The organism is Cohnella sp. (genome assembly GCF_041641335.1).
Taxonomy (GTDB): Bacteria; Bacillota; Bacilli; order Paenibacillales; family Paenibacillaceae; genus Cohnella.
Genome location: NZ_JBEPYQ010000007.1, coordinates 1 through 17913, shown reverse-complemented (window position 1 = coordinate 17913; position 17913 = coordinate 1). Strand labels below are relative to the sequence as shown.

Annotated in this window: 19 protein-coding genes; 11 read left to right on the top strand and 8 right to left on the bottom strand. The window is 59.0% G+C overall.

Annotation, left to right across the window (positions count from 1 at the left end; genetic code table 11):
* The first annotated feature begins 2 nt into the window (after nt 1–2).
* Complete coding sequence (locus tag ACESLM_RS03525; protein WP_372629989.1) at nt 3–737, top strand: YwiC-like family protein; 735 nt, start codon at nt 3–5, stop codon at nt 735–737.
* Nucleotides 738–801: 64 nt separating this feature from the next.
* Here ACESLM_RS03525 and nrdD read toward each other — a convergent pair whose 3' ends face one another.
* Nucleotides 802–2760, bottom strand: coding sequence for an anaerobic ribonucleoside-triphosphate reductase (nrdD, locus tag ACESLM_RS03520; protein WP_372629988.1), 1959 nt, complete (start codon nt 2758–2760; stop codon nt 802–804).
* A 14-nt stretch (nt 2761–2774) separates the two neighbouring features.
* Entirely contained in the window at nt 2775–3461 is a 687-nt protein-coding gene (locus ACESLM_RS03515) for a radical SAM protein (RefSeq protein WP_372629987.1), read from the bottom strand.
* A 285-nt stretch (nt 3462–3746) separates the two neighbouring features.
* On the opposite strand from ACESLM_RS03515, the gene ACESLM_RS03510 reads away from it, so the two are divergent.
* Together ACESLM_RS03510 and ACESLM_RS03505 are read left to right on the top strand one after the other, a co-directional pair.
* A complete protein-coding gene (locus ACESLM_RS03510; protein ID WP_372629986.1) occupies nt 3747–5099 on the top strand; it encodes a radical SAM protein in 1353 nt (450 codons plus the stop codon).
* Nucleotides 5100–5224: 125 nt separating this feature from the next.
* Entirely contained in the window at nt 5225–5737 is a 513-nt protein-coding gene (locus ACESLM_RS03505; protein ID WP_372629985.1) for a hemerythrin domain-containing protein, read from the top strand.
* A 147-nt stretch (nt 5738–5884) separates the two neighbouring features.
* On the opposite strand, the gene ACESLM_RS03500 is transcribed toward ACESLM_RS03505, so the two are convergent.
* Complete coding sequence (locus tag ACESLM_RS03500; protein WP_372629984.1) at nt 5885–6310, bottom strand: YlbF family regulator; 426 nt, start codon at nt 6308–6310, stop codon at nt 5885–5887.
* Nucleotides 6311–6467: 157 nt separating this feature from the next.
* Between ACESLM_RS03500 and ACESLM_RS03495 the strand changes: the two genes are divergently transcribed.
* Nucleotides 6468–6623, top strand: a complete 156-nt coding sequence (locus ACESLM_RS03495; protein ID WP_372629983.1) for a hypothetical protein — start codon at nt 6468–6470, stop codon at nt 6621–6623.
* A gap of 71 nt (nt 6624–6694) precedes the next feature.
* On the opposite strand, the gene ACESLM_RS03490 is transcribed toward ACESLM_RS03495, so the two are convergent.
* Nucleotides 6695–7714 (bottom strand): multicopper oxidase domain-containing protein, encoded by a 1020-nt coding sequence (locus tag ACESLM_RS03490; protein ID WP_372629982.1) that lies wholly within the window; start codon nt 7712–7714, stop codon nt 6695–6697.
* 203 nt (nt 7715–7917) lie between these two features.
* Here ACESLM_RS03490 and ACESLM_RS03485 point away from each other — a divergent pair, with 203 nt between their 5' ends.
* Together ACESLM_RS03485 and hemG are read left to right on the top strand one after the other, a co-directional pair.
* Entirely contained in the window at nt 7918–9024 is a 1107-nt protein-coding gene (locus ACESLM_RS03485) for a TIGR04053 family radical SAM/SPASM domain-containing protein (protein ID WP_372629980.1), read from the top strand.
* 93 nt (nt 9025–9117) lie between these two features.
* Nucleotides 9118–10551 (top strand): protoporphyrinogen oxidase, encoded by a 1434-nt coding sequence (gene hemG / locus ACESLM_RS03480; RefSeq protein ID WP_372629979.1) that lies wholly within the window; start codon nt 9118–9120, stop codon nt 10549–10551.
* A gap of 423 nt (nt 10552–10974) precedes the next feature.
* On the opposite strand, the gene ACESLM_RS03475 is transcribed toward hemG, so the two are convergent.
* Nucleotides 10975–11253: a DUF2653 family protein gene (locus ACESLM_RS03475; RefSeq protein WP_372629978.1), complete on the bottom strand. Its 279-nt coding sequence runs from the start codon at nt 11251–11253 to the stop codon at nt 10975–10977.
* 6 nt (nt 11254–11259) lie between these two features.
* Nucleotides 11260–11688 (bottom strand): hypothetical protein, encoded by a 429-nt coding sequence (locus ACESLM_RS03470; protein WP_372629977.1) that lies wholly within the window; start codon nt 11686–11688, stop codon nt 11260–11262.
* A gap of 155 nt (nt 11689–11843) precedes the next feature.
* Between ACESLM_RS03470 and ACESLM_RS03465 the strand changes: the two genes are divergently transcribed.
* Nucleotides 11844–12401, top strand: coding sequence for a DUF309 domain-containing protein (locus ACESLM_RS03465; protein ID WP_372629976.1), 558 nt, complete (start codon nt 11844–11846; stop codon nt 12399–12401).
* Here ACESLM_RS03465 and ACESLM_RS03460 read toward each other — a convergent pair.
* Both ACESLM_RS03460 and ACESLM_RS03455 read right to left on the bottom strand, forming a co-directional pair.
* Nucleotides 12364–12945 carry a beta-class carbonic anhydrase gene (locus ACESLM_RS03460; protein WP_372629975.1) on the bottom strand — a complete coding sequence of 194 codons (582 nt, stop codon included), beginning with the start codon at nt 12943–12945 and terminating at the stop codon, nt 12364–12366. The two genes, ACESLM_RS03465 and ACESLM_RS03460, sit on opposite strands and share 38 nt — an antisense overlap.
* A 2-nt stretch (nt 12946–12947) precedes the next feature.
* The gene (locus tag ACESLM_RS03455) at nt 12948–13283 is read right to left on the bottom strand and encodes an iron-sulfur cluster biosynthesis family protein (RefSeq protein WP_372629974.1); all 336 of its coding nucleotides are present in this window, start codon (nt 13281–13283) and stop codon (nt 12948–12950) included.
* A 123-nt stretch (nt 13284–13406) separates the two neighbouring features.
* On the opposite strand from ACESLM_RS03455, the gene ACESLM_RS03450 reads away from it, so the two are divergent.
* From ACESLM_RS03450 to ACESLM_RS03435, 4 genes are all read left to right on the top strand, one after another.
* Nucleotides 13407–14936, top strand: a complete 1530-nt coding sequence (locus tag ACESLM_RS03450; protein WP_372629973.1) for a carboxypeptidase M32 — start codon at nt 13407–13409, stop codon at nt 14934–14936.
* Between the two features lie 14 nt (nt 14937–14950).
* Nucleotides 14951–15922: an aromatic acid exporter family protein gene (locus ACESLM_RS03445; protein WP_372629972.1), complete on the top strand. Its 972-nt coding sequence runs from the start codon at nt 14951–14953 to the stop codon at nt 15920–15922.
* A gap of 103 nt (nt 15923–16025) precedes the next feature.
* Nucleotides 16026–16589, top strand: coding sequence for an outer spore coat protein CotE (gene cotE, locus ACESLM_RS03440; RefSeq protein WP_094042610.1), 564 nt, complete (start codon nt 16026–16028; stop codon nt 16587–16589).
* A gap of 195 nt (nt 16590–16784) precedes the next feature.
* Nucleotides 16785–17913 (top strand): putative amidoligase domain-containing protein (locus ACESLM_RS03435; RefSeq protein ID WP_483862596.1); only part of this gene is annotated, 1129 nt, incomplete at its 3' end.

Genomic DNA, 17913 nt, shown 5'->3' with positions numbered 1-17913 from the left:
CGATGAAAAAGAAGAAAAAGCTGGTGATCCCTCACGAACACGGCGGATGGGCGATGGTCAGCGTGCCGTTCCTGGTCGGCATGGCGGCCGGAACTCCGCAATGGATTCATTTGCCGCTGTTCGCCGGTTGGCTGCTCTTATATTTGGCCTCGTATCCGCTTCTGCAAGCCGTGAAGAGAGCGGCGAACCGGGCTTATATGCTGAAATGGGGAGCGGGATACGCGCTCGGCGCGCTGGCGTGCCTGATCCCGCCTCTGATCGACCGGCCGGAGCTGGCTTACTTCGGAATTCCTCTGGCCGCGCTGCTCGCGGTGAACGTCTGGCACTCGAAGCGGAAGTCAGAGCGGGCGCTGCTGAACGACCTGTGCGCCATCGTCAGCTTCTCGCTTGCCGCCGCTGCGGCTTACTTGGCCGGCGGCGGGGAATGGGGCGCCGAGCTGGCCGCGCTTGTGGCGCTTAACTTCGCCTATTTCATGGGAACGGCGTTCTTCGTCAAGACCGTGTTCAGGGAGAGGCTGAATGCCCGCTGGATCGCATACGCGAAAATCTACCATGTGCTGGCCCTTGCGCTTCCATGGGTAATGGGCTATCCGCTGATGACGATTCCGTTCGTATTCCCAGCATTGCGAGTGTTCGTATACGCCGGCAAAACGATGAGACCGGCCAAGGTCGGCATTATGGAGATCGCCGGGGCGCTGCAATTTTTGTTGTTGACCGTTTTTCTTTTTCATAAATAAAGAAGAAGCCCGATTTCGCCGGAACGTTCGTTGGCGAGATCGGGCTTGCTCGTTATACGGCTATTTATTGCAGTTGGAGCGTTTCTTCCTTTTCCGTCTGCAGAGTTTCTTCCTTTAATCGTTTGCGCGTATTCCAGTCGAAGCGTCGGGCTTTGCTCCAGAAGTTGAACTGTCCCGAGTAGCAGCCTTCTTCGTCGACCTGGATCTTCTTGCGGGCGATCATTTTAACGTAGCCGATGACCCGGCTGTAAGTCGCGAGGTCGTCGCTGCCGCATACCGGACAGAGCTCGACGTTCCTTCCGTCGTCGGCGACGATCTGCTGATTGCAGGAAAGGCAGCTCGTCAAAGTCGGCGTCAAGGTGATGTACTGGATCGGTTTGTCGAAGATTTTTCGCAAATAGTCCGCGAGCCGCTCGGGCGGCACTTTGCTTTCCAGGAAGTGGTGCAGAATGCTTCCCGAAGTGGCGTAAGCTTGAAATTCCGCGCTGTTCTCGATCTGCCGGACGAAGTCGTCTTCGCTGAAGGGCAGCATGCAGCCGGACGTCAAGTAGACGTGGTCCCCCGAGCCCTGCACGAAGATGTCGCGGCTCCGGCTCCGCGCCCATTTGACGTCGTGGCGGGCCAGCTTGATCGCCGCGTTCTCGCCGGGCGCATATTCGATGCCGCAGGCGACGCGATCTCTCACGATAAATTCGTTAATCTGTTCCGTCATGAACTGCATGATCCGATGAGCCAGAAGTTTGCCCGCCTCGTTGTTCATTCCTCCCGCATATCCGGCGTTGATCAGTCCCTCGTGCATGCCCGCCACGCCGAACACGTTAAAATAATTGGACAAGTCGCGGTTAAACGCGAAGAAGGTCGGATACAGCTCCTTGTTGCGTTCGATCCATTTCCGCTTCGCCATATGGCCTTCCTGCATGATGTTCAGAATCTCGGCGATTTTGGAGAACAGCGCTTTTTCGTCATGGCCGTATTCGAGCAGCATTCTGTTCAGATTCAAGTTCAACACCTGCACCGCGCCGGTAGAGCCGGTCGAGCTGCCGAAGATGCCGCTGCCGACCCGGGACAGCACGTTCAAGTCGATCTGCAGCCGACAGCACAGGCTGCGGCTCGCTTCCGGATCGCGCGGCTTCAAGTAGGGATTCAGCCGGGTATAGCGTTCATCCCGGAACGGAGCGGTGCGGAAGTTCTCGAAGTAGACGCCGCCCCAGCGGTACATCCCGTCGAGCAGCTCCAGAAACAGGCGGTTGCCGTAGTCGAAATCGTCGTCGATCGGCACGGTCAGCAGCGGGAAGGTGAACGGAATGCCGTTTCCCGTTCCCTGCTTCATCACTTCGATGACGGCGCTGTTGATCCGGTCGAAGTAGGAGGCGGGGATGTCGCTATAGGAGATGTCGAGCGGCGCCCCGCCGATAATCACGAGCTCGTCCTTGATCTCGTCGGACGGCTTGCCGAATTCGAGCGTAATGTTGGTGAACGCCGATTGGGAGCCGCCGCGCAGCGGCATATTCATCTCCCAGATCAGGCTCTGGAACAATTGCGTCAGCTCGTCGTCCGTAAAGCTGCGGCCGTGAATGCGTTCCTCCGCGTACAGATAAGAGGCCGAGATCGTCGTCATCTGCGACAGCATGACCGCTCCGGACACCTGCTGGGACATGAGCACGACGACGTTGCTGAAATGCCGAAGCAGCGTGTCCAGCTTGCGGGTCGGCTTCGAGCTCATCATGTTTTTGGCCAGCGTGGGAATGCCCTTGGTCGCGATGTCCTTGCAAGACACGCTCAGGCAGTAAGGGCTGAGCTGCTTGTCGTGAATGTAGACGACGCCGTCTCTATACAGCTCGGTCAGCGCGGCCGGCAGCACGTTGTCCAGAAGATAGCGCTCCTCCGAGAAGTTAGTCAGATTGTGCCGGAGCAGCGGCAGGGAGTAGACGAAGTTGCTGTTTTCCCGTTTCAAATAATCGGCTTGCTTCGTTTCCGACGGGGAAGTGAACGTCTCGATGATTTCTTCTGTACGGTTGAACATGGCGAATCCTCCATTCAAAAGTGTGAGTGCCCCCGCGCGGCTTGCGGAGGATAATACGGATTCAGAAAGTAGGGAACGCGACTGCCGTGCTTGGCGTTCAATTGGTTCACGTAAGCGCGGATCTTCTCGAAGTATTCGTCGCTCAGCAGCGGGTATCGCACGGTTCGTACCTGGCTGGCCTCGCCGTTGTGCCGGATGACGGCTTCCACGGACTCCAGCATGTCCCGGCGCATTCGGCGGGAAGGCGCCGTTCCGATAATCGCTTCATAGACGTCGGAGTCTTCGACGGGGTCCAGCAGATGATAGGGAAGCTTCATATCGATATGTACGCCGTCAATCAGTCTAAGATCGAGCAGCATCCGCAATTTGCGCGGATAAGTGCCGTTCGTGTACACGATAACGGTACCGTCGAACGCGTCGCGCACTTGGCTGAAGAAATCGGCCATATCGGCGGTACGGTTGACGAGAAATTCCCCTCCGCTGACGAGCAGGGCGTCGAACAGCCCGGCGCTCGCCCGAATGCGTTCGACGGCCTGAGCGGCGGTCAGCCGGGTCGTGTCCGGTTTGGCGGCGATCAGCTCGTCGTAATTGTGACAGCCGAAGCAGCGCATATTGCAGCCGTTCCAGCTGTGGATAAGCAAAGACACGCGCCAAGGCAAATCGTCGAACGTGCGAGTAAATCCGGGATAGAAAGCGAGCATCCCCAAGTCCCCTCCTTCGTGAAAATAAGCGCTGTCTCACCTCCTTGGTTCCATCAACACCATATATAGGCGATGAAAAGAATAGTAATACAACATATTGTTTCGGTAAAGTGATAAAAATCACAAAGTCGACGATTTTTATTTTTGAAATCCATAGGGTGACCGTCGTCACATCGGGCGGTCTTCGGATATGGTACATTAGCGACCGAGTACATCGCGACGGAAGGGAGGGGAGGATTTGTCGAGCAGGAAGCGGAGCGGGCTGGCGGAAGCGGCAAGCCCCGCATGACGGTCCGCGTTGGCGAGGGGCAGCATTGGGTAGCTTCCCGGTATACCCGGTTCATAAGCGTCGAAGGCGATCGAGGCGTCGGGGGAATGCTGTACAACTCCTATACCGGAGCGCTGGCATCCGTCTCTTCCGAGGAGCAAGGCGAGGTTGCCCGCTTGTTAAACGGAGTAATCGAGACGCCGGAGGATGCGGAGGGGTTGGCCGGGGAATTGCTGGCCGCGGGTTTTCTCGTTCCGGCCGACGCGGACGAGCTGCGGCGGGCCTCGAAATTTCACGAGGCGCTTAAGACGGCGGGGACGATGCACCTTGTCCTGATGCCGACGGAGGCGTGCAACTTCCGCTGCGCGTATTGCTATCAGACGTTTAAGCGCGGTGCGATGACAAGGGACGTCATCGAAGGGCTTAAGACATACGTTCGGAAAGCGGCGGAGCGCGTCGGCCATCTGTCGGTCAGCTGGTTCGGGGGAGAGCCTCTGCTTGCGTTCGATGCGATTGCGGAATTGTCCGACAGCTTCATGGACAGCTGCAGGCGAGGCGGCGCCCGGTATTCGGCGGATATGTCCACCAACGGCTACGGACTGACCAAGGAGAAGCTTGCCGCGTTGATCGAACGCCAAGTTCGCCGATACATGATCACCGTCGACGGAGAAGCCGGCGTTCACGACCGCAGAAGGAAGCTTCGCGGCGGCGGCGGGACTTATCGGACGATTATGGACAATTTGAGAGAGCTGCGCTCCCTGGACGCAGAATATACGGTCGATCTTCGAGTCAACTTCGACGAGGATAACATTGCCGGCTTGAAGACGTGGCTAAATGAATTGTCCGCTCTGCTGGGCGGGGATCGCCGCTTCGGATTGCTGGTTCGGCCGGTCGGGCGGTGGGGCGGCCCTCGGGACGCCCAGCTGCCCGTCTGCGACAGGACGGCGTCCGACCGCTATCTATGGGAACTCGCCGAATACGGCCGTCAGGCCGGTCTGCCGATCAGCGGAGCGGTTGCGGACGCGCTCATGCCGGCAGGATCGGTCTGCTACGCGGCCAAGCCGAACGCCATGGTCGTTGGAACGGACGGCAGTCTGTACAAATGTTCCGTGGCGCTGGACGACGAAGCGAATCAGGTCGGCAAGCTGGGACGGGACGGAACGATGCGGCTGGATCGCGACAAAATCGCGTTATGGACGGATTCGGGCGAAGAGCAGGACGCGGTATGCCGAGCGTGTTTTTACCGTCCCGCATGCCAGGGCAACCATTGCCCGCTGTACCGGATGAGAACGGGCAAGCGGCCTTGTCCGCACGAGAAGAGGAAGCTGAAGCGGGCGCTGGGGCTGCTATGGAACGATCATGTCGAATAAAGAAGGAGGAGAAGCGGATGAAGCTCATCAGGCCGCCCGTTACCACGATGCAAGCGCTGCAGACAGGCAAAGTGATGAAATCGGTCCCGGGTAACTTGAATTAACGGGTTGCGGAGGTGATTGCGATGAACGAAAAAACAAGCCAACGATGGGAAAAGGCAAGCTTGGGCGATCTGATCGACTACATCGTGAACGTCCACCATGCGTATTTGTACAAGGCGCTGCCCGAAATCGACCAATACGCGCGGACGATCGAGAGCGTCCACGGAAGCTATCAGCCGGAGCTGGGCGAAGTGCGCAAGCTGGTCTCCGAGGTGCGCAGGGAGCTCGAACTGCATCTGACTCGGGAGGAGAAGGATATGTTTCCGCTGATCGGCAAGCTGGAGCGGGAGCCTTCCTATGAGAGCCTGCGGCAAGCGGAGAGGATGGTCCGAGCGCTGGAGAGCGATCATCAGTCCTGCGAGGAGACGCTGGCTCGGCTTCGGACGGTGACAAACGATTACGAACTGCCGGAGTGGGCATGCCCGACGTATAAGCTGGCTTACGAGAAGCTGCAGGAGCTGGAAACGGATCTGGCTCTCCACGCCGCGCTCGAAGACGACGTTCTGTTTCCGCGCGCTCTGGGCAGGCGGGGGTAGCAGGGGTATTGGAAGATTTTGGCAAGATTTTGGCAAGACATAAGGAAGGGCATGAATGCGCTCCGCTGCGGGAGAGATTCATGCCCTTCTGGCTTGCGTATGCGATAGGGGGGCGGGCGGCGGAAGCCGGGTCCGTTCGCTAGCGCCCTAGTGGCTGTGGCCGCTTCCGCAGCTGCCGCCGCAGCCGCAGTCGCCTTTCTTGAGGTCGCCCGGCTCCGGGAGGCGGGCGAGCTCGACCGTTTTCGTGAAATATTGGCTGATCTTATCGTGAAGCTGACCGAACTCGCGCTGGGCGTACAGAAACTTGCGAATGACGGAATTGTCGTACAGCGCCCGCTCTTCTTGCTCGTAATCGGCGATCTCCTCGGACGTCAGCTCGATATCCGCGTCCTCCTTGTGCCGCAGATGCTGATGCTTCTCCATAAAGCGCTCATACTGCTGCAGCGACGATTCGTCCGAAGCGAAATGGTCGATCGAATCGCGCAATTCCTTGTAGCCTGCTTGCCCGAGCAACGTCTCGCAGAGCTCCTTCATTTTCTCCATGATCGGATCGCCGTCCAGCTTGATAACCATATGTCTGCCTCCTTGTCGTCTTGCTCTCTCTCACTTTAATCCAAATGAAGCCGGGCGACTGTGACCACCCTCACACCTTGGACAATGGCGGTGTGATAGGATGACATTGATCACAGCCCCAAGCGAAGGCGGGGGCAACCAAGGGAGGCGCAGACGGATGCAGGGATTTTCGTATGAGGATATGCAGCGGATCGACAGGGCGGAATTGGGGGACCAGGTTCCTCTGAAGCTGTTCCGGACGATTCGTTTGATCGGCATGTGTATCAGGGGTTGCCGATGGGCGGAGGTAGGAAAGGCCAAAAGTCTCGGATAAACGACCAGAAACGGGGGAGATCCGTTCCCCCGTTTCTGTTCATCGTTCGTTCTATGCGTGTCGCGGCGGGTTTAGTGGCCCATAGCCGCCGATCCGTCGTCCGTGCCGTCCGCGGTGATTCGCAGAATGGCGACGGCGCCTTTGGATGCGTGGTTGAACTGGTGGGTGACGATCGGATAATCGCCTTCTTCCGTGACGGTGAACTCGACGACCGCACCGCCGCTGGCCGGAAGCATGATCGTCTGCAGACCGTGCATCAAGTTGTCCGGGTGACCGTCTACGTACACCCGATCCAGAATGGTGCCGACGACGTGGAAGGATGACACTTCGTTCGGGCCGACGTTGTTGACGTACAGCCGGACCGTGTCTCCGACCTTCGCCAGCAGCGGTTTTTCCTTCAAACCGTAGTCGTTGCCGTTAAACACGACGTATTCCGGCTCGGCGTTCAGCATCGCGTCCATGTCGTTCTCCGCGTACCATTCGCTCTGCACGATCGTATACGAACGGTCGATCTCCGCATCCGACGGATAGCCGTTTTCCGGTTCGACGATAATGACGCCGTACATCCCGTTGGCGATGTGCTGAAGCACGGGAGCGGTGCCGCAGTGGTACATGAATACGCCGGGGGAGTTGGCCGGGTATTCGAATGTGCCTTGCTCGTCGGGCAGAACGTTGATGAATTTCTTGCTCGGCGCCGCGTGAACGGCATGGAAGTCCATCGAATGCGGAATGTCGGGGTCGAGATTTTTTAAGGTAAATTTGAGCGTATCCCCTTCTTTGACCCGAAGGACCGGGCCGGGCGCCGTTCCGTTAAACGTCCAGGCGTTGTAGACGACGCCTTTGGAAATCTCGATATCCGTCACCTGCGACGTCATCTCGATTTCCACGATGCTGCCGTTTCTCTTGACGATCGGCTCTACCGGAGGCTGATTGATCCGATTCGCCGCAGCGGAGGCGACGGGGGCAACCGCCGTTTTCGCTGCAGCGTTTTCATGAATCGTCTTGGAGGAAGCGTCCTGCCGCTGGCAGGCGGGCAGGATAAGCAAGGCGGCAACGGCGAGCGAGACTAAGGTGATCCAAGGTTTGCGCATGCGAATCATTCCTTTCAATGTGATTAATTTCACAATACAAGAAAGACAAGCGTGCAAATGTGACAGGGAACACGTATTTGAGGTTGTCGCAAATCTGTAACAACTTGTAAAGGAAGGCGGGAATGTGATGAGCCTCACAGCTAACGGAAGCAAACTCCTCTAGGCTAAGGAAAGAGAGAAGCAGTCCGAAAGGAGGCGACGTCATGTCGTCGATCGTTCGAGAGAGAGATTACAACGTAAATCCGTTTATCGTCATCTGGGAAGTGACCCGAGCCTGCGCGCTGAAATGCTTGCATTGCCGGGCCGAAGCGCAGTATCGCGCCGATCCCCGCCAGCTGACGTTGGAAGAGGGCAAGAAGCTGATCGACAGCATCGCGGAGATGGACAATCCGTTGTTCGTATTCACCGGGGGAGATCCGCTGATGAGACCGGATCTGTTCGAGCTGGCCCAATATGCGATCGAGGAGAAGAAGCTGCCCGTATCGTTGACGCCGAGCGCCACCCCGAGAGTGACGCGGGATGCGATCCGCAAGGCGAAGGAAGTCGGACTGTCGCGCTGGGCGTTCAGCCTGGACGGCTCCCGGGCGGAAATCCACGATCATTTTCGCGGGACGAAGGGCTCCTACGATCTGACGATGAGAGGGATCGAATACTTGCAGGAGATGCAAATTCCGATCCAGATCAATACAACGGTGTCGCAGTACAATCTGCACGATCTCGAAGCGACGGCCGAGAAGGTGAAGGAGATGGGCGCCGTGCTGTGGAGCGTCTTCTTCCTCGTTCCGACCGGACGCGGGATGGAGAAGGACATGATCTCCCCGGAACAGCACGAAGAGGTGATGAAGTGGCTGTTCCGCGTTCAGCAGCGCATGCCGTACGGAGTGAAGGCGACGGAGGCTCCGCATTTTCGCCGGGTGTTCATGCAGGAGAAGATGCGGTCGGGAGCGGGGCAGGAACAAGCCGGGACGAAAAGGGCCGACCTGCTCGGGCGCGCGCACAAAGGGGTCAACGACGGGGACGGCTTCGTCTTCATCAGCCATATCGGAGACGTGTACCCGAGCGGGTTCCTGCCGATCTCCTGCGGGAACGTTCGGGAGCAGTCACTGACGGACATCTACCGCAATTCTCTCGTGCTGCAGCGGCTTCGCGACAAATCGCTGCTGAAAGGGAAGTGCGGAGCATGCGAATTCAAGGAGCTGTGCGGCGGCTCCCGGGCCAGAGCTTACGCCGTGACCGGGGACGAGTTGGAGAGCGATCCGTATTGCGCGTATATTCCGAAGAAATGGCCGCAGCGAAGCCCGGCCGGCTGATCTGGGATCGCGGCGAAGAGAAGGCGAAAATCAGCCGGTTAAACGGCACAACGGCAAAGAGATGGCGACAGATGGAGAAGGGCGGTGCCGAGGATGGACGGCAGGCGGTTAAAGATCGTCGTCGCAGGCGGGGGAATTACGGGAATGAGCGCGGCATTTTATGCCGTTAAATATTTTGCGGAACGGGGAGCTGCGGCCGACATCATTCTTGTGGAGAAGAGCGGAAGGCTCGGCGGGCAGATCCGGACGCGGTATCGCGACGGCTTCATTATCGAGCAAGGGCCGGATTCTTTTCTCGCTCGCAAACCGGCCGTCCTGAAGCTCGTTCGCGAGCTGCATCTGGAGGACCGCCTGGCGTCGACCAATCCGGATCCGCAAGCGAAAAAGAACTACATCCTGCACAAGGGAAAGCTCCACGAGATGCCGCTGGGGCTCGTGCTCGGCATTCCTACGGCGCTGACTCCCTTCGTCAAGACCGGGCTCGTCTCCCCGCTTGGCAAGCTTCGGGCCGCGATGGATTTGCTGCTGCCGCGCCGGAAGGACGAGAGCGACGAGTCTTTGGGCGGCTTTATCCGGCGCCGGCTGGGCAAGGAGGTGCTGGACAACATTACGGAGCCGTTGCTGGCCGGCATCTACGCCGGAGACACCCAGTCCTTGAGTCTGCAGGCGACCTTCCCGCAATTCCGCCAGATCGAGCGCGAGCATCGCAGCCTCATGATCGGGATGCTGGCGGGCAAGAAGAGCGCGCCGGCGGCTGCGACGGATATGCCGAAAGTCGCGAGGAACAGCCTGTTCCTGACGTTCGACCGCGGCCTGTCGACGCTGGTCGAACGGCTGGAGCAGGCGCTGCCGACGGTTCGGAAGCTGACGGGGGCCGGCATCGCGACAATCGGGAAGGAAGCCGACGGCTACCGGCTGCAGCTCGAAGACGGTACGGCGCTGCAGGCCGACGGGCTGATTATGGCGACGCCCGCGATGGAAACGGCCCGGCTGCTCTCCGACGTTGCGGAAGCGCAGTGGCTGAACCGCATCGCGTACGCCTCCGTGGCGAACATGGCTCTGGCCTACCGCGCGGCGGATGTCCCCTGCGCATTGGACGGTTCCGGCTTCGTCGTTCCGCGACGGGAAGGCAGACTGATCACGGCGTGCACCTGGTCGTCGTCTAAGTGGCCTCATGCCGCTCCACCCGGCAAAGTGCTGCTGCGAACGTACGTCGGGAGGGCGAACGCCCAGGAATGGTTGAACCTGCCGGAGGAGGAGCTGATCGCAGGTGTCCGGGCGGATCTTCAAGCGACGATGGGCATAACTGCCGAACCGCTGTTCATCGAGATTAGCCGCTGCCATCGTTCGATGCCGCAGTACCCGGTCGGTCACCGGGACCGGTTGAAGGAATTGCGGGCGAGGCTGGCGTTCGACAAGCCGGGCGTATGGCTGTGCGGCGCCGGCTATGAGGGCGTGGGCATCCCGGACTGCATCGAGCAGGGACGCAGGGCGGCTGAGCAGGCGATTGCTTATACGATGTCATGAAAAGTCCCCGCAACGGCATTAGCAACGCCGCTGCGGGGCGGCGAGTTTGAGGAGATGAAGCGGATTGTCCGCTCTCATCGTTGAAGAGGAATGGACGGAACAATTTTAGGCGGAAAACCCGCGCTAATTTTGTCGAAAGGGGCAGATACCCGGATTTAGAGCGGAAAGTCCGCTTTATTTTTTCCAAAACAGAAGAATCTCGGAAATAAGGCGGGACATCCGCTTTAAATCGCTCGGAAGGGGTGCGGCAGCGAATTTAAAGCGGATATCCCGCTTAAAAATCTACAAGTCGTGTACACATGCCCGAACGGATTGAACTGGGCAGATCTCTGCGGATGGTGCTGGAAATGACGGTTCGGACCATTCGCCTCCGACAACAACGCGATTCGGTGTCTGGAGGACGCCAAAGGCGTTTTGGCTTGACTACGTCTTGATATCCGCCCACATCTCGTCTTCGACGTCCAATTCGATCTGCGAAGGGTAGACTCGCTGTCCGTATTCGTTAAGCACGTAGCGCATGATCGCTTCCTTCAGGTTGGCCTCGACCAGAAACCGGCTGCGGCCCTGTATCCACACTTCGGCGCTGAAGCCGTTGTCCTCGTCGTACAGCAGCTCGACTTCGACCGCTTCGACCGGAACCTCGTGGCGTTCGGCCATGTTCAGGCAGACGGCGTTAACGATCTGATCCATCGTAAGGCGCATAGCCGATTACCACCTGCGCTGCTGCGGGTTCTGATTCTGCCTGCGGCGCTTGAACGCGTCATACGCGGCGCGGAAGACGACGAACAGGACGAACAGCGCGAGCACGTTGACGAGCAGGCCCAGCAGGTTGGCGAAGAAGCCGGTGCCGAACATGCCGCCGAACAGCAGGCCGGCCAGACCGCCGATCATCAAACCTTTCATGAAGCTGCCGCCGCTGAAAAATCCGCGATTCGCCGTGCCCGCGGCGGAAGTTCCGGACGACGAGTTCGTCGTCGAGCTTTTGCTGACGCCGTCCTGGGACTGGGCGGGCGTCTTGTTGAACGACTTCTTGCCGGAGCTGAACGAGCGGGGTCTCGCGTCGGCGTAATCGGCCGGTACCGTTACGGCTATCGTGAAGGCGAACAGGCTCAACATGATCATCATCTTTTTCCACATGGTGCAGTTCCTCCTGAAGATGGTTGTAAGTTTCTTACTTTATTACTTACGGGCGGGTTCATTTGCGGTTTCAGTCACATTCTGGGATGCCGAGCGGCCCGAATTGCGTTATGCTAAAGGAAAGGAAGATGCGGAAGAAGAGAGGAAGAAGCAGGATGAGCGCCATCGAGTATCCGCCAGCCTATATCGATTATTTGGCCGAATATTACGGTTCGCGGGATTATTTCGAGTGTCACGAGATTATGGAGGAATTTTGGAAGGAGAACGAATGGCCGGAGTATCGCACATGCTGGCTCGTGCTCATTCGGATCGCGGTATGTCAGTATCATTCCCGGCGGGGAAATTGGACCGGAGCGATCAAGCTGATGGGCAAAGCGGCGGACGAGGCGGAACCCGCGCTGTTCGATCGACTGGGCATAGACGGCGGCGAGCTGGCCGGACTGCTGAGGCGCACCGCGCGCGAATGGGGCGAGCCGGACGCGAGCTACCGGGACATCGACCTGCCGATTCGCGACGAACGCTTGCTGAGCACCGCGAAGCAGCGCTGCCTGGAGCTTGGCTATACATGGAACTTGCCGGGGCTTGAAGCGGGCGAAGAGGTGATTCACCGCCATTTGACGCGAGATCGGGAGGAGGTCGTCCTGGCCCGGGCCGAATCGGCGAGGCGCAAGGCGCTCAGCCGCGGGATTCGAGAGCCAGATACCCGTCCGTGACGACTTCGAGCTCGCCCGTGTCGGGGTGAATGATCATGCCGTGCACCGGCGTGCCCGGAGGAAGCAGCGGATGGTTGCGAACGATCTCGACGCTGTTCTCGACGCTCTCGCGCACGCTGTCGAAGCCGGTCAGCCAACGGTACAGGTTGATGCCGGAGTGGCGAAGCGTATGGATGACATGTTGCGGGATGCCCCGCGCCTCCATATGGCGGACGACCTCGTCCGGATTGATGCCGGTCATGCCGCAATCGTGATGGCCGACGAGAAACACTTCGTTGGCGTGCAGCTCGTACAGCGCGACGAGCACGCTCCGCATAATGTTGCCGAACGGGGAAGTGATGATGGCTCCGGCGTTTTTAATAATTTTGGCGTCGCCGTTCTTCATGTTCATCGCCTTCGGGAGCAGCTCCGTCATGCGGGCGTCCATGCAGGTGACGATGACGACCTTCTTCTCCGGCGGCCGGTTCGTCGTCAAGTACTGTTCGTAATCTTTGTTTTCGACGAATTGCTTGTTGAAGGTCAATATTTCATCGAGTTTGCGCAAGGTCATTCCTCCTTGTTTCTTCTGTCCTCTAGCCTGAGCTGGTTGCTGTAGATTTGGCCGTCGCTGGCCAGTTTGAACGCGCGCTTGGAAGGGTCGTAGGAAACCCGCATCCGCTCGTCGAAAAACACCTCGTGACGCTTCTCGTACCAGACCTCCACGCCATTGCTCTCCGCCTGTAAATCGCCGGCTTCCGGCGCGTCGATCGACCACAAGGCCGCCACTCCGTTCATCGCGCAGCCGCACCCTTCGGAATCCGATGCCAGCTTCCAAATTCGCGCCTCTTGACCGTAACGGCTCGCAATCTCCGTCAAAGCCGCTTCGCTCCACTCCACGATCATGTCATTTTCCCCTTTTCGCCCCGTTCGCAATTCAAAGCTGCAAACAAACAGTAAGTTGATTATAAATTTTGAGGGGAGTATGATCAAGGAGACAATATCCAGTGCAGAAAGGTTGTGCCATCGATGAGCAGCGCGGATCTGACCGCAGCGGCGCCGCTGAAGCGGTTTCGGGAACTGACGGGTCAAATGAAACAATACGAGGAAATATTGGGTCTGGTCTATTGGGATATGAGGACGGGAGCGCCGCGCAAAGGCATCGAGCTTCGTTCCGAAGCGGTAGGGGCGCTGTCCGCGGAGACGTTTAAGCTGTCGACGTCCGAAGAGATGGGCGAGCTGCTGCGGGAGCTGAACAAGCCGGAACAGTTGGCTGCGCTGGACGAGATCGACCGTCGGCTTGTCGAGGAGACGGCCAAGGATTACGAGCGCAACCGCCGCATCCCTCCGGAAATGTACCGCGAGTACGTCGTGCTCACTTCCCAGTCCGAGTCCGCGTGGGAAGAAGCGAAGGCGAATAACGACTTCGAAGGCTTCGTTCCTTACTTGGAGAAAATTATCGAGTTTAACCGCAAGTTCATCGAGCTGTGGGGCGTCAAGGCGACGCCGTACGATACGCTTCTCGACGCGTACGAGCCCGGATTGACGACGGAGGAGCTGGACCGGCTGTTCGGAGAGCTGCGGGAGCGGCTCGTGCCGCTGGCCGAGAAGATCGCTTCGTCCGGGAATCGGCCCGACAGATCGTTCCTCGTCGGCGAATTCGACAAGGAAGCGCAGAAGAAGTTCAGCAAGCTGATTCTGAAGGAGATGGGCTACGACTTCGAGGCCGGCAGACTGGACGAGAGCGTGCATCCGTTCGCGACGGGGCTGAACAAGAACGACGTGCGCATTACGACGCGTTACTTGCCGGACGACTTGACGAGCGCGCTGTTCGGCACGATTCACGAGGGCGGACACGCGCTCTACGAGCAGAACATCAAGGACGAGCTGGCTAATACGCCGCTCTGCACGGGAACGTCGATGGGCATTCATGAGTCGCAGTCCCGCCTGTGGGAGAACATGGTCGGGCGCAGTCTCGGTTTCTGGACGAAATATTTGCCGGCGCTGAAGGAGCATTTTCCGGGGCAGCTTGACGACGTGTCGGCCGAAGCGTTCTACCGGGGCATCAATATCGTGGAGCCGAGCTTGATCCGGATCGAAGCGGACGAGCTGACGTACAACCTTCACATCATGATCCGCTATGAGATCGAGAAGATGCTGTTTAATGAAGGTTTGAATCCGCGCGACCTGCCGGAGGTATGGAACCGCAAGTACGAGGAAGCGCTCGGCGTCACGCCTCCGAGCAACGCGCTGGGCGTCCTGCAGGACGTGCACTGGTCGGGAGGAGCGTTCGGCTATTTCCCGTCCTACTCTCTGGGCAATATGTACGCCGCGCAGATGATGGACACGGCCCGCAAGGAAATTCCCGATCTGGACGAACAGATCGCATCCGGGCAACTGCTGCCGCTTAAGGAATGGCTGACCGACAAGGTATACCAGTACGGCAAGCTGCAGCGGCCTGGCGAAATTATCGAACGGATCACGGGGCAGCCCCTGCAATCCTCCTATTTGTGCGAGTATCTGGAAAATAAATATCGGGACATCTATCGTTTGGAATAGAGGAGCTTTTGCGGATGGGGTTTAGGGTCATCAAGACGGCGGCGGCCACGCTGGCGGCGATCTATACCGCATACTTGCTCGGGGTGGAGAATCCGCTGGCGGCCGGCCTGCTCGCTATACTCGGTGTCGAGACGACCCGCTGGCGCGGCATCCGCGTCGTTGCGGCCAGGTTCGGAGCGTCCGTACTCGGTCTTGGGCTGGCGTCGCTGCTGTTCGGACTGGTCGGCTTTCATATTTGGGTGCTTGCCGTGTACATCCTGCTTGCCTTCCCGGCACTCGGCCGCTTCGGATTGAAGGAGGGCGTCGTCACGGGTGCGGTCGTCGTATTCCATCTGTTCGCTCGTGGCGAGGTGACGCTGCACGCGCTCGGAACGGAGCTGGCGCTGCTCGCTATCGGCCTCGGCTGGGCGACCGTCTTTAATCTGGCTTACATGCCGAAGGAGAACAAGGCGCTGACGGAGCTTCGTTACTTGACGGAGCATGCGTTCTCGGAAGTGTTCCGCCGACTGGCGGAGCATCTGCGCAACCCCGATACGGTGTGGGACGGCGACGAAATCTTGCAGGCGGAATCGGCGATCGAAGAGGGCATCTCGATCGCGAATCGGGCGCGCGAAAACCGGCTTATCCCGCAGGACGAGCCGTGGCAGCTTTATTTTCAGATGCGGAGGCAGCAGTTCGAGTCGATTCAACTGATGATGGAGTGCATCGCGCTCGTATCGAGGCATGTCCCGCAAGCGGACCTGATCGCGGTGCTGTTCGACCGCCTGCAGCAGGACGTCCGGTCGGAGTATTACGAAGGCGAGACGGAGAGGATGCTGACGGAACTCGAGCGGGGTTTCCGGGGATTGCCGCTGCCCCGGACAAGGGACGAATTCGAAATTCGCGCCGCGCTGTTCCATCTGTCGCGGGAGCTGAGACGTTTTCTGAGCGTGGCCGTCCGAATGAAAAAACGGAAGTCAACTTCCGCCCATGCGATCATACAATGAAACGTATAAGTTCAAGTTTGTGCATGGATACATTTTTGTCACTCTAGACGAATGTCCTGCATAGACTTTAAGTGACTTGATCGTATGGAGGAGGTCTACCGAAATGGCTATTGCGGATAAACGGCTGCAGCGCAGGGAAATCATCACGAAGGCGGTTTGCGGCAAAGGCCGTAAGTTCTCGACGATTACCCACACCGTAACGCCGCCGCACCACCCGACCAGCATTCTGGGCGCGTGGATCATCAACCATCAGTATGAGGCGGTGAAATCGGGGAACGGAATCGAAGTCATCGGGTCTTACGATATCAACATCTGGTATTCGTACAGCAAAAATTCGCAAACCGACGTCGCCAAAGAAACGATCTCCTACGTGGAGCACATTCCTTTGTCGTACGTCGACCCGAGGCACCGCGCCTCCACCGAAGAAGTCTCCGCGGACGCAACGCAGGAGCCTAACTGTGTGGAAGCGACGGTCAGCTCGAACGGGTCTTCCGTCCTGATCCGCGTCGAACGGGAATTCGCCGTAGAAATGGTGGCGGAGACGAAAGTGTACGTTATCGTCGATCCGGTCGGGGGAGACGACGACGGCAAAGATGTCGATTTCGGCGTGGGCGAGGATGCGGATTACGAGGATCTCGATTCCGATCTCCTGGAAGACGATTTGTGATCGGTTCGGTCATCGGCCGGTACTTAAGTCTATGCGGACGCGGATCAAAAGTCGAGGGCGGATGCCCTGTCGGATCAACGGGATAAGCCTGATTGCAGCAGGGGCGAACATGGGGAAGGGTCATTCGGCTTCGGCGTTTACGCGCCGCCTGCGGGACGGCCCTTCCCGTGTTTGGCTTCGGATGGAGGGAGCCGTATGACGCGCGGTGCCGGAGCGTTGAAAATGTGGATCGCCGGAGGCGCCGGGGCTGGCGCTTGGAAGGAGCTCGCTCGCGAGGCGGGCATCCCGATGCTGCGGACTTTGGCGGATGCCGGGCCGAACGATTGCGTGATCGTGGGCGTGACTCCTGCCGGAGGCTTGGCGGCGGGATCGGGAGCTTCTTCGGCTGGAGCCGGTTATCCCGTTCGGTCAGATGACGTCGGGAAAGCGCCCGAACGGTCGGGACAATCGGCAGCTTTGCCGGTATCCCCTTGGCTCATGAACGCTGCGGCGTCCGAAGTTGCGGCGCTTGGCGATCAGGAGTTGGAGAGGAGACTGCGGCGCGAAGGAGTGTCGGCTAAGATCGGAGAGCAAGGCGGCGGAATGAAACTGACCGTTGTCGTATGGGGCTTCGACGCGTTGGAGATGCGCAGGGCTTCAGTGGGCGAAGGGATAATTAAGGACGTTAAGTATATGAAGAGCGCTGTTGGTCAAACCGCAATTTGGGACGAGCATGCGCTGTGGAAACCGGCGCAGAGACTGGCTGTACGCGCCGTCTATGCCATGGGGCTCGATTTTGGACAAGTCGACTTGCTGGTAAGCGATCAAGGCAGACTTGCCGTCACAGCAGTCGATGCGCGGCTGCCGCTGCATACGGCTGAAGGCAAGCGGAGGTGGCGGGAGACGGCGGCAGCATTCGCTGAGCGGTGGGCCACGGAGACGGCGGAGGGATCGGGCGTGCAGACCATGCTCGGCGCCGACCCGGAGTTCGTGCTGCTCTCGTCCGCGGGACGGGTTGTTCCGGCATCCCGTTACTTTCCCTATGAGGGGGAAGCCGGATGCGACTCGATGCGCGTGCGCGGCGAGAAAATATGGCCTCTTGTCGAGCTTCGGCCCCGTCCGTGCCCGGAGCCGGCGCAGCTGACCGCCGAGCTGCATGGTCTGCTGCATGTGCTGCATATCGGCCTGGCTCATTCGGCCGCCGGTCTGGCCCATGGGCATGCTGCCCGACGACCCGGACGGCATGGTGGAAGAGGAACCGCTCGTTTGGGCGAGGGCAGGGGCAATGACGAGCGCGGCGGCCAAGCCGCCGAGGAGGGCACGACGATCCATAAGTCTCTCCTGC